Origin of the sequence: Arthrobacter globiformis NBRC 12137, assembly GCF_000238915.1 — a bacterium.
Lineage (GTDB): Bacteria > Actinomycetota > Actinomycetes > Actinomycetales > Micrococcaceae > Arthrobacter > Arthrobacter globiformis.
This window is the reverse complement of sequence record NZ_BAEG01000083.1, coordinates 116906-132815: the sequence shown is the minus strand read 5'-3', so window position 1 is coordinate 132815 and position 15910 is coordinate 116906. Positions and strand designations below refer to the sequence as shown.

Here is a 15910-nt window from a genome sequence, read left to right as displayed (position 1 = left end):
TCCGTTGGGATGATCTTCGCCCGCGACGTTTCGCATGGGCAACAGATTTCGTAGAGTTGGATGGCTTGGGCTGTCAGACCCGTCTGCTATTACTTCTCTTAACTCATTCGCGCTCTCCCGAAGGATCCGTGAGCATGCTCGTCACCCTTATACGGCGTTACTCCAGACCGTACTTACCGTACATCCTGGCTGTCATCGCCTTCCAGCTGGCATCCACCATTGCGGCGCTCTACCTGCCCAGCCTCAACGCCCAGATCATTGACGAGGGCGTCTCCCGCGGCGACACCGACTTCATCTGGCGCACGGGGGCCGTCATGCTCCTCGTGGCCTTCCTCCAGGTGGGCACCGCCATTGCCGGCGTGTACTTTGGCTCGAAGACTGCCATGGCGGTGGGCCGCGACCTCCGCCGCGGCGTTTTTCGCAAGGTGACCAGCTTCTCGGCCAAGGACGTCAACGCATTCGGTGCGCCCACCTTGATCACCCGCGGCACGAACGACGTCCAGCAGGTCCAGATGCTGGTGCTGATGGGCCTGAACTTCATGGTGTCCACGCCGATCATGTGCATCGGCGGCATCATCATGGCCCTGCGCGAAGACATCAGCCTGTCCTGGCTGGTCTGGGTCTCGGTCCCCATCCTCATCGTGGTGGTCGGATACATCGTGGTGCGCCTCATGCCGCTGTTCCGCTCCATGCAGACGAAGATCGACCGCATCAACGAGGTCCTGCGCGAGCAGATCATCGGCATCCGCGTGGTCCGTGCCTTCGTGCGGGAACCGTACGAAACGGAGCGCTTCGGCCAGGCCAACAAGGAACTGACGGACGTGTCGCTGAAGATCGGCGCGCTGTTCGTCCTTATGTTTCCTGCCATCGGCATGATCCTGCACCTGTCCACCGCCGCCGTGCTCTGGTTCGGCGGCCAGCGGGTGGACTCCGGCGATATGCAGGTGGGCTCCCTGACGGCGTTCCTGCAGTACCTTCTCCAGATCCTCATCGCGGTGATGATGGGCACCTTCATGGCCATGATGATTCCGCGCGCGTCCGTCTGCGCGGACCGCATCGGCGAGGTGCTCGACGTCGAACCGTCCATCCATGACCCCGAGCGGCCGGTCACCCCGGGACAGCTGGAGGGCGTCGTGGAGTACCGCAACGTCACGTTCGCCTACCCCGGAGCCGAAGCCCCGGTCCTGAGCAACATCAGCTTCACCGCCAGGCCGGGGGAGACCGTGGCCATCATCGGCTCCACCGGTGCCGGCAAGACGTCCCTGCTGTCGCTGCTGCCGCGCCTCTACGACGTGGCCGACGGCGAAGTGCTCCTCGACGGCGTCCCTGTCAGCCAACTGGACCGGGCGGAAATCACCAGGCGCATTGCCCTGGTTCCGCAGCGGCCCTACCTGTTCTCCGGAACCATTGAGCACAACCTCCGCTTCGGAAAGCCGGAGGCTACCGACGACGAACTCTGGGACGCGCTGCATGTGGCCCAGGGCGACGGTTTCGTGAAGGAAAAGAAAAACGGGCTCGCGTCCCGCATCGCCCAGGGCGGCACCAACGTCTCCGGCGGCCAGCGCCAGCGGCTGTGCATCGCCCGCGCTCTGGTCACCAGGCCCAAGGTCTACCTGTTCGACGACTCCTTCTCGGCGCTGGACGTCGCCACCGACGCCCGGCTGCGTGCGGCGCTCAAGCGCACCACCTCAGACGCCACCGTCATCATCGTCGCGCAGCGCATCTCCACCATCACGGAAGCGGACCAGATCCTGGTGCTGGACAACGGCAGGATCGTGGACCGCGGAACGCATGAGGAGCTCCTCGAAACGTCGCCCACCTACCAGGAAATTGTTGAGTCCCAGCTGAGCGTGGAGGAAGTGGCATGAGCGCCGACAAGAAAGGCACCAGCCAGAACCCCGCTGAGAGCTCCGTGCGTGCCCAGGCAGCAAACGAACCCGTCGTCCTCGAGGACGACGACTTCGTCGAGGAGGAATACAAGCCGGGCGAGGCCGACGGCGGCATGTTCGGTGCGATGCCCGCCAAGAAGGCCCAGCATTTCTGGCCGTCCGCCAAGCGGCTCATGGGCCTGCTGAAACCGGAAGCCGCCGGCATCTACGTCGTCGTCGGCATGGTGATCGTCTCCGTGGTCCTCAACGTCATTGCGCCCAAGGTGCTGGGCCAGGCCATGGACGTCATCTTCGGCGGCGTGGTGGGCAAACAGTTGCCCTCCGGCGTCAGCAAAGACCAATTCGTCGAGGGGTTGCGGGCCCAGGGCCAGAACAACTTCGCGGACATGGTCTCCCGGATGGAGCTGGTGCCCGGAACCGGCATCGACTTCCAGAAGCTGACCGTCCTGATTTCGGCCGTGCTGCTGATGTACTTCGTGGCCAACATCTTCCTGTGGCTCCAGGGCTACGTCCTCAACAGGATCGTCATGAAGGTGATCCGGCAGCTCCGCGACGACACCGAAAAGAAGCTCAACCGGCTGCCGCTGAACTACTTCGACACCCGCCAGCGCGGTGACGTGCTCTCCCGGGTGACCAACGATGTCGACAACGTCCAGCAGGCGCTGCAGCAGGCGTTCGCGCAGCTCATCAGCTCGCTGCTGACCGTGATCGGCATCGTCATCATGATGTTCATCGTCTCGTGGCAGCTGGCACTGATCGCCCTCATCGCCCTGCCGCTGTCCGGCGCCGCGGCCGGCGTGATCGGCGCGCGCAGCCAGAAGCTGTTCGCAGCGCAGTGGAAGAACACCGGTGAGCTGAACGGCCAGATCGAGGAGTCCTTCTCCGGGCATGACCTGGTGCGGGTCTTCGGACGCGACGCTGACATGCTGGAACGCTTCGAGGAGCGCAACGAGGCCCTGTACAAGGCCAGCTTCGGCGCGCAGTTCGTATCCGGCATCATCTTCCCCGTGATGCAGTTCGTCTCCTACCTCAGCTACGTCGGCATCGCGGTCGTGGGCGGCCTCCGGGTAGCCTCGGGCAGCATGAGCCTGGGCGACGCCACCGCATTCATCCAATACTCGCGCGAGTTCACCCAGCCTCTGGGCCAGATGGCCGGCATGGCCAACATGCTGCAGTCCGGCGTGGCATCCGCCGAGCGCGTGTTCGAGTTCCTGGACGCGGATGAGCAGGACGCAGAGACCGCCACGCAGCACCTGCCCGCCAAGACCGACGGCCACGTGGAGTTCCAGGACGTCACGTTCAGCTACACACCGGACAAGCCGCTGATCGAAAACCTGTCCTTCACCGCGGAGCCGGGGCACACCGTGGCCATCGTCGGACCCACCGGCGCGGGCAAGACCACGCTGGTGAACCTGGTCATGCGCTTCTACGAGCTCAACTCCGGTTCCATCACGCTCGACGGCGTGGACGTCACCCAGCTGAGCCGGGCCGAGCTGCGCTCCAAGGTGGGCATGGTGCTGCAGGACGCCTGGCTCTTCGGCGGCACCATCTACGACAACATCCGGTACGGCAAGCTGGACGCCACCGAAGACCAGGTCATGGCGGCGGCCAAGGCCACGTTCGTGGACCGCTTCGTCCGGGCGCTGCCCGACGGGTACGACACCGTCATCGACGAAGAGGGCAACAACGTCAGCGCCGGTGAAAAGCAGCTCATCACCATCGCCCGCGCCTTCGTGGCCAACCCGTCGCTGCTCATCCTGGACGAGGCCACCAGCTCGGTGGACACCCGCACCGAGCTCCTGGTGCAGAAGGCCATGGCTGCGCTGCGCACGGACAGGACCAGCTTCGTCATCGCGCACCGCCTGTCGACGATCCGCGACGCCGACACCATCCTGGTCATGGAGAACGGCAAGATCGTGGAGCAGGGCAACCACCAGACCCTCCTTGCCGCCGAAGGCGCCTACTACCGGCTGTACATGTCGCAGTTCGCCGGCGCGGATGCGGAGGAAACGCCCGTGGACGATTCGACGGCGGTGCACAGCTGACCGGCGCGAACCCCGGAGGCCACCCCGCCCCCCGGCGCATTGAGGTACTCGTGCCCATGCGCTGGGGGGACATGGACGCCTACGGGCACATCAACAACGTGGAGATCGTCCGCATGCTGGAGGAGGCGCGCATCGCCGCCTTCGGCCCGCCCGCCGGTGCCGGGCTCCCCGGGATCGACCCCCACGTGTCGCTGTTCAACGACGTTCCCCAAGGGACGATGGCGCTGGTGGTGGACCACCGCATCCGGTACGTGAAGACCCTCGAATACCGAAACGTTCCGGCGGCCGTCCAGGTGTGGGTCGGCGCCGTCAAGGGTGCGAGCTTCGACATTCACTACCTTGTGCAGGACCCCGTAACTGGCGACGATTGTGTGAAGGCCTCAAGCCATTTGGCCTTCGTCGATGAAGCCACCGGAAGGGTACTGCGGCTGACTCCGGAGCAGAAGCAGCTGCTGGAGCCCTTCCAAGAGCGCAAGGAGCATTGACCGTGGGAACCAGGAACCTGAAAACGAAAAAAGCGGACTGGAAGAAAAACAAGTCCTGGAAGGAACTTCCGCCCGCTGCCCGGATCGGCACCATCGTGATCGGAGCCGCGCAGCTCGCTTTCCTCACCGCGGCCCAGCGGGACCTTTCGCGCCGCCCCGCCGAGCAGATCCGCGGCTCCAAGATGTTCTGGCGGCTGGCCACCCTGGTCAACTTCATCGGCCCGGGTTGCTATTTTGCCTTCGGCCGGAAGGGGCTGCCAGCTGTTACCCGGAGGTAGCTTTCGGGCCGGCCATGGTGCTGGCGTTCAGGTTAACCCTGTAAATTTGAACGCATGACCCCCGCCCCAAAGCCTGCCATGCCCCGCGCCCTCGGAATCTCCAAGGAGATCGAGGACGCGGCGTGGTTCGTGCTCGGCGCCGGGCTGCAGGGCAGACCGTCGGCGCTGGACGGCCGCACGCAGACATGGACGGCGGAGGCCGCGGCGGAACTGCTGGAACGGCTTGACCGGGGAGTCGCGGACGCCAAGGCGCCCATGATGACCAACCTGCGGCACAACCTGGCGGACGCGTCCCCTTCGGCGAAACAACTGGCCGTGGAGCTCCTCTTCCTGCAGTCCCTGCCGCTGGCGCACGAGGTGAAGTCGCTCAAGGTCAAGCGCGCCCGCGTCGCCGAGGCGGCGTCTTGGCTGGAGCCGCCGCTGGAGCTCCCGGAGGAGCTGTACCAGGGCATGACCGACCATGGCGTCATCCGCGACCGGACCGCCGAGTTCAACTGGACCATCTGGGACCACCTGAAATGGCTCTGCCGGTTCGTTCAGCATGTCGACCGGCAGTCCACGGCGGAAATTGGCAAGGCACTGAAGGATCCGCTGGCTTTCCACCTGCTCGCGGCGGGAACGCCCGATGACCAGCCGGCCATCCGCCGCAGCATCGAATACCTTGCCTGGCCCAGCTACTTCGAGCCGGTGGTGGCGGACATCGAACGGCAGGAGATCAGGGACGCCTTCGCCTCCCTGGTTGGCGGGGCGAAGGGGGACAGCGAGGTTGAAATCACCGCTGACATCCGCCGCATCCGCCTGCACCTCGATGAGCAGGCCGGCCAGCGCATCGACTGGTACGCCCGGCAGCTGGTGAGCCAGTGGCGGAAGGTCGGGGACCCGGGCCGCCGTGCCTGGCTGCTGCGCACCCACCGCGATAACGCCGAACTCCTGGCAGCCTGGCAGGCAGAGGAGAAGGTGACGCTCGACGTCGAACACCTCCGCCTGCTCGACGCCGGCGTTACCGCCGGGCTGGTCCAGCACGCCGTCGATGAGGACTACAAGCACCTCGGCTACGTGGAGCGGGAGGACACCAAGACCGCCGTCTTCGCCTTCCTGACCGTCATGAAGCCGGGGGACCTCGCGCTGTACCAGAACGCCGGAGCCGTTCGGATCGGCGTCGTGCTGGGCGAGCCCGACCACAACGGAGACAGCCGGCGGATGCGCCGCAAGGTGCGCTGGTTCGACGAGGCCCACGCCGTGACCGACCTGCCGCGGCACATCCAGCGCCAGCTGGCCACCCCGGGCATCGTCGTCGACGTCACCCGGGTGGTGCAGGCGCTGCAGGCGCTGCTGCCCGCCGAGGCGGAGACCGAACCCGACGCCGACACATCGCCGGCCACCGTCGCCCTGCCCATGCTGGGCGGCTTCCGCCCGGTGACGCGGGAGTTCGCGGATTCCCTCCACATGGAGGTGGAGCCGCTGCAGGAGATCGCAGACTTGCTCGAAGAGAACCGGCAGCTGGTGCTGTACGGCCCGCCGGGAACCGGCAAGACCTACCTCGCCAAGCACCTCGCGGCGGAACTTGCGCAGGACAGCACCGACGAGCGGGTAAAGCTCGTCCAGTTCCACCCGTCCTATGCCTACGAGGACTTCTTCGAGGGGTACCGGCCGGACAAGACGGACGAGGGGCAGGTCTCCTTCAAGCTCGTCGCCGGGCCGCTGCGCCGGCTGGCGGAGGAGGCAGCGAAACCGGGCAACGAGTCCAAGCCGTACTTCCTGATCATCGACGAGATGAACCGCGCCAACCTCGCCAAGGTGTTCGGTGAGCTGTATTTCCTGCTGGAATACCGCGATGACCGGATCTACCTTCAGTACAGCCCCAACGAGCCGTTCACGCTCCCGGACAACCTGTACATCATCGGCACCATGAACACCGCGGACCGCTCCATCGCGATGATGGACGCCGCCATCCGCCGCCGTTTCGCGTTCATCGAGCTGCACCCCCAGACCGAGCCGGTGAGGGGGTCGCTGCTGAGATTCCTGGAGGCGCGGCGCTTGGACACCACGCCCGCGTTGTTGCTGGATGCGCTCAACCAGGCCATCGACGAGTGGGACCGCGACCTCATGATCGGGCCGTCCTACTTCATGAAGAAGGCCGCCCAGACCCCCGCCGGCCTGCGCCGGATCTGGAAGTACGAGCTCATGCCGCTGCTGGAGGAGCACTACCACGGGCAGCTGAACCGGGCCCAGCTGGAAGAGCGCTTCGGGCTGGACCAGCTGCTGGGACGCCTTGCGGCTCGCTAGCCCGGCGGGCTCCGCGCCGGCGCGGCAGCACATCGTTCTGGACGAGCTCTCCGGCGGCACTGTGGAGAAGCTCGACCCGGACAGCGCCGCCTCCCTGAACTCCAGCGGCCTGGCCAAGGCGACGCCGATGGGCATGGGACTCTTTCGGATCGAACCCGTCGGCATGGTGGGGTCGGTGCGCACTCCGCTGGTGCAACTGGACGTGCGGCCCAAGGACCGGCTCGGGCTGAGCCGGCTGCTTTTCCTGCTGAGCTACGCCGGGGACCAAGGCTTCCGCGACGACACCGTGGCGGCCGACGAAGATGCCGAGCTGTGGAGCGCCCTGGCGGCGTCACTGGTGCAGCTCGCCGAACGGGCACTGCAGCGCGGCGTCCTGCAGGGCTATGTCACTGTCGACGATTCGCTCCGGACGGTCAAGGGCCGCATCCGCATTTCCGACCAGATATCGCGCCGGCCCGGGATGCTGGTGCCCCTCGAGGTGTCCTACGACGAGTTCACCGAGGACATCCCGGAAAACCGGATCCTGCGTGCCGCGCTGGACCGCATGTCGCGCGTCCCGGGAGTGCGCCCCGATGTGCTGAGCCGCCTGCGGCAGCTGAAGGGAAAGCTCGACGGCGTCACCCGCCTCCACGCCGGCGCTCCGCTTCCGCCGTGGCGGGCCAGCCGGATGAACCTCCGCTACCACGGTGCTTTGCGGCTCTCCGAGGTGGTCCTGCGCAATGCCTCCGCCGAGGCAGGGGAGGGCAAACAGCAGACGGCGTCTTTCGTCGTCGATATGGGCAAGGTCTTTGAGGACTTCGTCGGCGCGGCCTTGCGCCGGGCCATGGCGGCCTTCCCCGGCGAGATGAGGCTGCAGTACAACGCGATGCTGAACGAGGCAGTGCGGGATTCGGACCGGCTGACCGTCCGCCCCGATGCCGTGCACCTGCTGGGCGGCCGGCCGGTGGTGGTGTACGACGCGCAGTACCGGGCCGGTACCGACCAAGGCGCGTCGCTTTCGGCGGACCACTTCCAGATGCTGGCGTACTGCACGGCTTTGCGCGTGCCCACGGCCTGGCTGGTCTACGCCGGGGCGGGTGAGGTGAAGCTGAGGCGGATCCTGAACACGGATATCGACATCGTGGAGTTTCCGCTGGACCTTTCCCGGCCGCCGTCGGAGATCCTGGCCGCCGTCGCCGACCTGGCGGAGCAGTCCTGGGGTGAAGTGGTGCGCCAAGCGAGCCTCGGGCGCTAGTCCTGCGGCTCCTCCGGCTCCTCCGGCTCCTCCTGATCACCGTCCAGCTCGGAACCGCACAGCTCCGAACCGTGCAGATGGAGCAGGTGCTCGAGGAGGGCCTTCTCCGGAGACCCAGCATTGTGGACTAGGATATGCCGGAGCTGGCTCCTGGCGCCGGCGCATTCCGGGTCAGTGTCCTCGAGTACCGACGAAATAACCCCTAAGACCTGTCCCCGCAACGCCTCCGCTGCGAGGCCGGCCGTGCCGCCCTGCCGTGGGTCAGGGTGTGGGGAGTTGGGCGCTTCCAACCGTATGTAGTCCGTCATGGCGACCGCTCGATAATCGACTTCCGCTATATCCAGGCCTCTGCATGGGCCAAGGTTTCGGCCAGCAGAATATGCACTGACCTGTGAGAACAATATCCCAAGACAGACAGGTCTGTCTCGCGGTTTGGGATAGACTGTCTGTAATGGCAGAGGTACCCAGCTCCAAGCCGTGGAGCGCCGGGAGAGTGCCTTCCGGAGGGCTTCAGACTGGACCGCAGCCGGCCGCCACGCCGGGTGATCCCCTAAGACCGGGGAACCCGTTGCGCGGCGAGGAAATTGCGGCATCCGGTGCTGCCGGAATGCGCGAACGGATCGTTGACGCCTCCTATGACCTTTTCGCCAGCCGTGGTGTCCGGGACGTCGGCATCAACGAACTCATCAGCTGTTCCGGGGTCGCAAAGGCCACGTTCTACCGACATTTCGCTTCCAAGGACGAGCTCGTGCTGGCGTTCCTGGAGAAGCGCGACCAAGTGTGGACGGTCAACGCCATCATGGGGGAGGCGCGGCGCCGGGCGGACACTGCCGAGCAGCAGCTACTGGCCATCTTCGATGTCTTCTCCGACTGGTTCCACCGCACCGACTTTGAGGCCTGTTCCTTCATCAACGTGCTGCTGGAGATGGGCGCCTCGCATCCGCTGGGACGGGCCAGCATTGATTACCTCGCCAGGATCCGCGGTCACGTGAAGCAGCTCGCGGACGAGGCAGGGCTGCAGCGGACCGACGATTTCTCCCGCTCCTGGCACATCCTGATGAAGGGCTCGATCATCTCCGCGGCGGAGGGGGATCTTGAGGCAGCCCATCGGGCCCGCCGGCTGGCCGGCTGGCTGATCGAGCACCACCGGGTGTAGGCCGGCAACTCAGTTCTGCACCGGCACGGCGAACGTGAACGTTGTGCCTTTCCCCACCTCGCTGCGGAGTGAGACGCGGCCCCCGTGGGCTTCCACGATGGCCTTGCTGATGGACAGCCCCAGCCCGACGCCGGGAATCGTTGAATTGCGGACGGCTGCGGCCCGGAAGAACTTGGCAAAGACCTCCTCCTGGTCCTGCTGGCTCATCCCCATGCCTGTATCGCTCACGCTGCACACCATGTGGCCGCCCTCGGACCGCAGCGACACCACCACGTCGCCGCCATCGGGCGAGTACTTGATGGCATTGGAGACGAGGTTGTCCAGCACCTGGGAGATACGCGCGGCGTCGATGTGGGCCTCCAAGCGGTCCGGGGCATCGGCTCGCAGGTGGATGCCGGATTCCGCGGCGCGCGGCAGGGCGGCGGTGACGCTGGTGCGCACAAGCTCTGCCACATTCACGGCCTCGGGCGTGACGAGCAGCTGGCCGTTGCGGCTGGACAGCAGGTCCGAGACCAGCGTAAGCAGCCGCTCCGAGTTCCGCCGGATGATTTCCAGGGGGCCACGCTGGGAGTCGGTGAGATCGTCGTCGTCGTCCAACAGAAGCTCGACGTAACCAAGAATCGACGTGAGCGGAGTACGGAATTCGTGGGAGACGTTGGAGACGAAATCGTCCTTGGCGGCCAGGGCGTTCACCAGCTCGGTGACGTCGCCGAACACGATGACGGAGCCGGCGAAATTCCCGTCCTGGTCCGTCATGGGCCTCGCGCTGGTGGAGATCGCGCGCTGTTCGGCTCCCGCTCCGAGCCACACCAGGTAATCGGTGAATTCCTCGCCGAGGACCGCGCGCCGGACCGGCCGCTGGTCGGTGGGGACCAGTGTGGTCCGGTCGGCGGCAAACACCAGCAGCTGCGACTCGTTGGGATCCTCGATGGTCGGTGGCGAAGCCAGCTGGTGATGCTTGCGCTGCTTGCGGTTCATCAGGATGTCATGGCCCTCCGCATCCACGGCGAGGACGCCCAAATGCACCGTGTCCAAAACCGTGTTCAGTAGCCGTTCCTGGCGTTTGCTTCCGGTCAGGACAACGCGGAGCTGGGAGTCCTTTTCTTCGAGGTCCCGTTGCTGCTCCTCGAGGTCCCGTTGCTGCCGGACCATGCTGAGCGTCATGACGGACACGGTAACGCCGATGCCCAGCATCATCACCGGCAGCAGGAAGGAGCGCGCCAGGTCCTGGCCGGAGACGGCGCCGCGGAGAAAGAGTGGCACCCAGATGATTGCCAAGGGTCCGAAGAAGGAGATCGCCACCGCGGCCTTGGGGAATAGCCCGGAGGCGCACAGCCAGATGACCGGAAATACGGCCATGAGGCTGAGCCCTGTCAGGCTGTCCTGGCCGCCTTCCCTGCCCAGGCAGATCGACACCAGGTCCAGGAGGGGTATTACCAGGAAAGAGGGATAGGGCAACCGGTGCCACGGCACGGCCAAGCAAAGGATCAGGATTACTGCCTGTGACAGCAGAAAACTGATGAAAAGGGGATTGAGCAGCGTTTCAGGGAAGAACGCCAGAATAAGAAAAGCTGTGATTCCTGCCGTCACGGAAAGCGGCATTTGGCTCAGCATTACCCTGCCCCGCAGGGAGTATTCGTGGAAGGGGCGCCGGAAAAGCAGGATCCGGCCCGAGGAATCTTTCCAGGCGATACTGCTCATGGGCGATGGTCCATCTGGACGGGGCGTGAGAAACGCATAGGAGCAGGATATCCGCCGGGAGCTATACTGCAGACGGGATGTAGCGGGCTGAGGGGGCTGCGATGGGTGATACACGCGTGGGACTGGTCATCGAGGATGATCACGATATTCGCGAATTGGTTCGTGTTGTTCTGACGCAGGCCGGTTTTGAGGTGCGCGCCGCGAGCAGCGGAGCCGAGGGCGTTCTGGCCGCCAAGGAACTGGATCCGGCGGTCATCACGCTCGACCTCGGACTGCCGGACATCGACGGCTTCGAGGTGGCCCGGCAGATCCGCCAGTTCTCCGATGCCTACATCGTCATGCTCACTGCCCGTGCGGAAGAGCTGGATACCCTGATCGGCCTTGAGTCGGGCGCCGACGATTACCTCACCAAGCCGTTCCGACCGCGTGAGCTGCGTGCCCGTGTTGCGGCCATGATGCGGCGTCCGCGTTCGACGCCGGATCTCGCCGAGGAGGGCGGCTCACCTGCCGCCGCCGCGAACGAGGGGCGTAAGTACACCCACAACGGCCTTGACCTGAGCTATGACTCCCGGACCGTGGCGGTTGACGGCCAGGAGTTGAGCCTGACCCGCACCGAATTCGACCTGCTCCATGCCCTGCTGGAGGCGGGCCGCATGGTCCGTACCAAAGCGGACCTGGTGCGCCGACTGCGGGACGAACCGTACGACGTCGGAAGCTACATCAGCGAGGCGGACGAGCGGTCTGTTGAGGTGCACATGGGCAACCTGCGCAAGAAACTCGGTGATTCGGCACAGAACCCGCGGTGGCTGCAGACTGTCCGCGGCGTGGGATACCGGCTGGCTCCGGCTGAGAACTGAGCCACGCCTGATCGGGGTCAGCCCGCTGTGAGGAACAGCTCCAGCTGTTTCTCGACGGCGGACATGTCCTTGAGTTCGCACTCCCAGACGGTAAGTACCTCCCAGCCGTCGTTTTCCAGCTGCCTGCGCTGGCTGGCATCGCGGTCCCGGGTGCGGGCGCGTTTCGTTTCCCAAAATTCGGCGTTGGCTTTGGGCGCGTGCTGGCCCACTTTGCAGTCGTGGAAATGCCAGAAGCAGCCGTTGACGAAGATGACCTTGCGCCGTCCGGCGAAGACGAGATCCGGGTTGCCGGGCAGCTTGATGCCGCGCGAGGCGCCGTGCAGGCGGTACCGGTAGCCCTTGGCGTGCAGGAGGCTGCGCACCAGCAGTTCGGGCTTGGTGTTCTTGCCCCGGATCCGGGACATGTTCCAGCTGCGCTGCTCAGGTGTCAGCCGGTCCGCCATATTTCCAGTCTAGGCCGGCGGCCCTGCTAGAAATCGCGCTCCGGCTGCTCGCCAAACTGGAAGTGCCGGCCGCTCACGGAACCGGGATCGATCTCCACATAGAAGTCCTTCAGTGTGGGCACCCAGGATGCGAGCCCCAGCTCTTCGGCTTCGGCAATCTCCGCTGACTTGCTCAGGACGCGGGCCGTGCCGCGGAGCACCACCGACCACGCCTGGTCCGACATGATCCCGTCGGTCTCGAACAGGACCCTGTCGTTGATGGTCACCTGGGCGAGCTTGTTGCCCGGCGCTGTGCGGAAGTACAGCTTCCTCCGGCTGGTCACGTAGTTGACGGGGAAGATGTCCGGCTCGCCTGCCACGGTGACCACCAGGCGGCCGTGCGTGGTGCCCTCAAGAAGCTGCCAGCACTGCTCTTCGTCGAGGACCAGGATGGGATCGCCGTCGGCATGGTTGAACATCATGTGCTCCATTCTTCTACAGCTTGTAGAAAAACGATAGGGGTATGGACAGATTTTCCCAATAAGTGCGGAGTTGCGCCACGGGGCATGGCAGCGTTTGACGGGTGGGTAGGACACTTTACATCGCTGTAATACTGCCGGAACCGTGCTGTCGCACGGTGTGACTAGCGTCGGCAAGGATAAACCGGTGACGAAAGCGGATGCCTAATGACTAATGACCTGAAGGACAGCGAACTGTTGGATAGCCCGAGCGGCGGTGCCGCCGTCGAACGTGCCGCCGTCGAACGTTCCGGCGCTGGGCCGGAAACCAAGCGGGCACGGGCGGGCGGTAACCCGGCGGGCGATAAACAGGCGGCCGGTAACGCGGACGCCTTGAGCGCCACGAAGGAAAGCCTGGAGGATTACACGCTCAGGTTCGCACCGCGTTCCTACCGCAAGTGGAGCGCGGGCGTGGTGGCGACGAGTGCGCTGGGAGGCATTGCCTACCTGGCTGATTTTTCGATCGGGGCGAATATCGGGATTGCCTACGGCACGGTGAATGCGATCCTCGGAATTGTGGTGGCCGCCGTGATTATTTTCGCCACGGGTTTTCCGCTCGCCTATTACGCAGCCCGGTACAACATCGATTTGGACCTGATTACCCGCGGCTCCGGATTCGGCTATTACGGCTCCGTGGTGACAAACGTGATCTTTGCGACCTTCACGTTTATTTTCTTTGCGCTCGAGGGCTCGATCATGGCGCAGGGCCTCGAGCTGGGGCTGGGAATTCCGCAATGGCTGGGTTACGCCGCGTCCACGGTCATCATCATTCCGCTGGTCATTTACGGGATGAACACGCTGGCCAAACTCCAGGTCTGGACTACGCCGCTGTGGCTGCTCCTCATGGTGGTTCCGGTCGGCTATCTGCTGGTATCCCACCCCGGCAGCATCGATGACTTCTTCGCCTACACCGGGAATTCCGGTGGTGAGGGAACCAATCTGGCCTCGGTCATGCTGGCCGCCGGCGTCTGCCTGTCGCTGATGGCGCAGATCGCGGAGCAGATCGACTACCTGCGGTTCATGCCGCCCAAGATTGCCGACAACAAGGGCGCGTGGTGGCGCGCCGTGATTCTCGCAGGGCCGGGCTGGGTGCTGTTCGGTGCGGTCAAGCAGATCGTGGGCATGTTCATCGCCGTCTACCTGATCGCCAAGCTGGATCCGGCGGCCTCGGCCACGGCGAATGAGCCGGTGCACCAGTTCCTGGGCGTCTACGAGGAGATGATGCCGGCGTGGCTGGCGATGAGCCTGGCCGTGGTGCTGGTGGTTATTTCCCAGATCAAGATCAACGTCACTAACGCCTATTCCGGCTCGCTGGCGTGGACCAACAGCTTCACCCGCGTGACCAAGACGTACCCGGGTCGCATGGTGTTCGTTGCGGTGAACCTGTTGATTGCGCTGGTCCTGATGGAAGCCAATATGTTCGACTTCCTCAACACGATTCTGGGCTTCTATGCCAACTGTGCCATGGCCTGGGTGGTCACGGTGGCCGCGGACATCGCCATCAACAAATACCTGCTGAAGATCTCACCCAAGACCCCCGAATTCCGGCGGGGCATGCTGCACGCCGTGAACCCGGTTGGGTTTGTATCCATGCTGGTTTCTGCCGGGGTGTCCATCGCGGTGTTCTTCGGTGCTTTTGGTTCCGGAATCCAGCCGTACTCGCCGATATTCGCAGTGGGCCTGGCGCTCGTCCTGCCGCCGGTTCTGGCGGTCCTGACCAAGGGCAAGTACTACCTGCGCCGCACGGACGACGGCATTGACCTGCCGATGTTCGACGCCGACGGGAACCCCAGCGACGCCAGGCTGCTCTGCCACGTGACCGGGATTGAGTTCGAACGCCCGGACATGGTGCGCTCCGCCCAGGACGGGCCCGACGGCGAACCCCAGTATGTCTCGTCGCTCGCCTTGTCGACGGATAAGACGGGGGAGCTGGTACTGCCGGCGCAGCTGCCCCTTCCGGGGCAGCCACTCCGTCCTGGGCAGCACCTCCTTCCGGGGCAGCCCCTCCTTCCGGCGAAGCCCCGGGGGTAGCGCTGTAGGGCATGGCTGGCGCCATGATGACGGCGCCGTGATGGGGGACTGAAGCGGGCCCGGTGAGATTCTCACCGGGCCCGCTTTGTATGTGGGCCGCGGCGCCTTGGCGGCCCCTCGGGCGCTACATTGGCTGTGGATAACTTTGAGCCGAAAAGTGTGACCTCGGTTACCCTTTAATCATTGTTTGGACACAGATGTCTTGAAACCTATCCGGGGGGATTAGCGCATGACTTCTCGTACCTGCATTTCCGAACGCCTCCGTCTGCCTGTCATTTCCGCGGTCACTGTGTCCGTCCTTGCGCTCGCCGGCTGCAGCGGTGGCGGGGATCCCCAGACCGGTCCAACTGCCACTGCCGTCGCCTCGCCAGCTGCGTCTGGTTCCGGTTCGGCATCCGCCACGCCAAGCGCCACTCCCTCTGCCAAACCGACGCCGGCTTACAAGCCGGCCGACGCGAAGGGGAGGGCGCAGAATGTTCCGCTTCCGGCCAAGCCTGCTCTTGCCGATAAGAACACGAAAGAGGGGCTGGAGGCGTTTACGAAGTATTGGTACCAAGCATTGTCTTACGCCTACGAGACGGGCGACACTTCACTGGTTCAATCCATTAGCGGTCCAAATTGCCGGTTCTGCAGCGGACTTGCAGAAGGGCTGGAGAGTGCATGGGAAGGGGCTCAATGGGTGGCTGGAGGCAAAATTGAGACACCCTCAGTCACTGGCAAGTACACCCGTGGAGCAAAGACTCAGCAAGCTACTGTGCAGGTCATCCAAAAGGAAATTGCTATCTACAAGGCTCCTGGAAAGCTACTCCAAGCGGTGACGAAGGAATCAAACACCGCGAGCCAGGCAGTTGTTAGCTTTGATTCGAAGGGCTGGAGCATCATCGACCTCGGCCTAATTCGGTAAATCATGAAATCGCACAATCGCGCTCTCATGATCGGGTTCTGTGTGGTGCCTTTCGTCGTTTTCCCTTTAGTGGCTGAGGCTACGGCAAAGGATCCAATCGCCGT

The 15910-nt window shown here is 64.5% G+C and carries 14 protein-coding genes; 10 read left to right on the top strand and 4 right to left on the bottom strand.

Annotated elements, in window-relative coordinates:
- Positions 1-134: 134 nt before the first annotated feature.
- The 6 genes from ARGLB_RS16285 to ARGLB_RS16260 all read left to right on the top strand — a co-directional run bounded on the left by ARGLB_RS16285 (position 135) and on the right by ARGLB_RS16260 (position 8217).
- Positions 135-1868 (top strand): ABC transporter ATP-binding protein, encoded by a 1734-nt coding sequence (locus ARGLB_RS16285; protein ID WP_003804558.1) that lies wholly within the window; start codon positions 135-137, stop codon positions 1866-1868.
- 134 nt (positions 1869-2002) lie between these two features.
- Entirely contained in the window at positions 2003-3934 is a 1932-nt protein-coding gene (locus ARGLB_RS16280; RefSeq protein ID WP_175305017.1) for an ABC transporter ATP-binding protein, read from the top strand.
- Between the two features lie 56 nt (positions 3935-3990).
- Positions 3991-4419 (top strand): acyl-CoA thioesterase, encoded by a 429-nt coding sequence (locus ARGLB_RS16275; RefSeq protein ID WP_043419468.1) that lies wholly within the window; start codon positions 3991-3993, stop codon positions 4417-4419.
- Between the two features lie 2 nt (positions 4420-4421).
- Complete coding sequence (locus ARGLB_RS16270) at positions 4422-4697, top strand: hypothetical protein (RefSeq protein ID WP_245531554.1); 276 nt, start codon at positions 4422-4424, stop codon at positions 4695-4697.
- A 54-nt stretch (positions 4698-4751) separates the two neighbouring features.
- Positions 4752-6983, top strand: coding sequence for an McrB family protein (locus ARGLB_RS16265; RefSeq protein WP_003804549.1), 2232 nt, complete (start codon positions 4752-4754; stop codon positions 6981-6983).
- Positions 6970-8217, top strand: coding sequence for a 5-methylcytosine restriction system specificity protein McrC (locus ARGLB_RS16260; protein WP_003804546.1), 1248 nt, complete (start codon positions 6970-6972; stop codon positions 8215-8217). Before ARGLB_RS16265 ends, ARGLB_RS16260 begins: the two co-directional genes overlap by 14 nt.
- Here ARGLB_RS16260 and ARGLB_RS16255 read toward each other — a convergent pair.
- Positions 8214-8525: a hypothetical protein gene (locus tag ARGLB_RS16255; protein ID WP_003804544.1), complete on the bottom strand. Its 312-nt coding sequence runs from the start codon at positions 8523-8525 to the stop codon at positions 8214-8216. The two genes, ARGLB_RS16260 and ARGLB_RS16255, sit on opposite strands and share 4 nt — an antisense overlap.
- Before the next feature lie 299 nt (positions 8526-8824).
- On the opposite strand from ARGLB_RS16255, the gene ARGLB_RS16250 reads away from it, so the two are divergent.
- Positions 8825-9373, top strand: a complete 549-nt coding sequence (locus ARGLB_RS16250; protein ID WP_083839678.1) for a TetR/AcrR family transcriptional regulator — start codon at positions 8825-8827, stop codon at positions 9371-9373.
- A 9-nt stretch (positions 9374-9382) separates the two neighbouring features.
- Here the strand turns inward: ARGLB_RS16250 and ARGLB_RS16245 are convergent, their stop codons facing one another.
- On the bottom strand, positions 9383-11074 hold the full coding sequence (locus tag ARGLB_RS16245) for a sensor histidine kinase (RefSeq protein ID WP_003804542.1): 1692 nt from the start codon (positions 11072-11074) through the stop codon (positions 9383-9385).
- 101 nt (positions 11075-11175) lie between these two features.
- On the opposite strand from ARGLB_RS16245, the gene ARGLB_RS16240 reads away from it, so the two are divergent.
- Complete coding sequence (locus ARGLB_RS16240; RefSeq protein ID WP_003804541.1) at positions 11176-11931, top strand: response regulator transcription factor; 756 nt, start codon at positions 11176-11178, stop codon at positions 11929-11931.
- A gap of 17 nt (positions 11932-11948) precedes the next feature.
- On the opposite strand, the gene ARGLB_RS16235 is transcribed toward ARGLB_RS16240, so the two are convergent.
- Together ARGLB_RS16235 and ARGLB_RS16230 are read right to left on the bottom strand one after the other, a co-directional pair.
- Positions 11949-12374 carry a very short patch repair endonuclease gene (locus ARGLB_RS16235; RefSeq protein ID WP_003804540.1) on the bottom strand — a complete coding sequence of 142 codons (426 nt, stop codon included), beginning with the start codon at positions 12372-12374 and terminating at the stop codon, positions 11949-11951.
- Positions 12375-12400: 26 nt separating this feature from the next.
- Positions 12401-12835, bottom strand: coding sequence for a pyridoxamine 5'-phosphate oxidase family protein (locus ARGLB_RS16230; protein ID WP_043419466.1), 435 nt, complete (start codon positions 12833-12835; stop codon positions 12401-12403).
- Between the two features lie 204 nt (positions 12836-13039).
- Here ARGLB_RS16230 and ARGLB_RS16225 point away from each other — a divergent pair, with 204 nt between their 5' ends.
- Entirely contained in the window at positions 13040-14902 is a 1863-nt protein-coding gene (locus ARGLB_RS16225) for a purine-cytosine permease family protein (protein ID WP_003804538.1), read from the top strand.
- A gap of 229 nt (positions 14903-15131) precedes the next feature.
- Positions 15132-15806: a DUF6318 family protein gene (locus tag ARGLB_RS23375; protein WP_003804537.1), complete on the top strand. Its 675-nt coding sequence runs from the start codon at positions 15132-15134 to the stop codon at positions 15804-15806.
- The last annotated feature ends 104 nt before the right edge of the window (positions 15807-15910 follow it).